The organism is Halorubrum sp. Atlit-26R (assembly GCF_003666015.1).
Classification (GTDB): domain Archaea; phylum Halobacteriota; class Halobacteria; order Halobacteriales; family Haloferacaceae; genus Halorubrum.
Genome location: NZ_QPLT01000098.1, coordinates 1 through 1,027, shown reverse-complemented (window position 1 = coordinate 1,027; position 1,027 = coordinate 1). Strand labels below are relative to the sequence as shown.

Sequence of the window (1,027 nt, the reverse complement as noted above, 5' to 3'; positions counted from 1 at the left end):
ATTGAGGACCGCGTCTGTCGTGTTCATGAACTGCCGTGCGTCCTTCTCGAGGTGCGACTCAAGGATGGACGTCACCTGCGTGTCGACCGTTCGCGGGATGGCCTTGAGCACCGTCTCGTAATCCTTGTCGAGGTCCTCGACCTGCTTGCCGAACTTCTGGAACTTCTGTGCGGCCTCCATCAGTTCGCCGATCGAGAAGTAATCCTTCCCGTGTTCGCTGTCGAACAGCGCCTTGATCAGGTTGGTGAGGATTTCGTTCGCGACGAACGCCTGCTCGACTGTTTTCTTCCCGAGGACGAATCTGAGCAGCTGAAAATAGTGGTCAATGATATCCTGCTTAGCCGTCTCTCGTGCCCGTCCTGCGCCCTCTGTGAGCGGTCTGAGGTCGAAGAAAGGCATCCCCGGAACCATCCCATCTGCTTCGGGGATTTGGATGTATTCGATGTCGTCGACGTTGCCGAACAGCGTGCGATGACACCGGAGATAGTTCTCACACATCTCGCCGTCTTTGGGATCGATGAGGATTGTTGGCCCCTCGAGGTCGTTGTGTGTGGTCAGCATATCGTTGATCGTTGCGACCGTCTTCCCGCTGCCAGTCGTCGCAGCCCGGATGTAGTGTTGGGTGAGATGGTCCGCAGACAACGACAGCGCGTCCCGTTGCGAGAGGTGGTTCCACCACTCGTTTTTCGTCTCGATGGTGCTGATATCGTCGGGTTTGTCGCTGTGGTCGCGGAGTGCGGTGACGGCGTGACCGATGGTCATACCCTTGGAGAATTCCTTGAACACCTCCTCGTTCGGAGAGGTGAGCGGCGACTGAGCCGTGGGCATCCCACCAGTCCCACCGCGGCTTGCTTTCGGGAGCGAGTCGATCGATGGGACCGTGATGAAGTTTGAGAGTTCGTCGATGTTACAGACGAGTAGCGGTTTTCGTCGCGTCCAGGACTCAAGCCCGTTCGGGTAGGTGATCCCGTGGTTGAGCATTCGCTCGTACTCGGCGTCGTTCGTTCCGAGGTAGTTCCCCTCGATC

The 1,027-nt window shown here is 57.7% G+C and carries 1 pseudogene; it reads right to left on the bottom strand.

Annotated features, from left to right (window positions below):
* Positions 1-1,027 (bottom strand): annotated as a pseudogene (locus tag DVK07_RS19510) (ATP-binding protein); the annotation flags it as partial.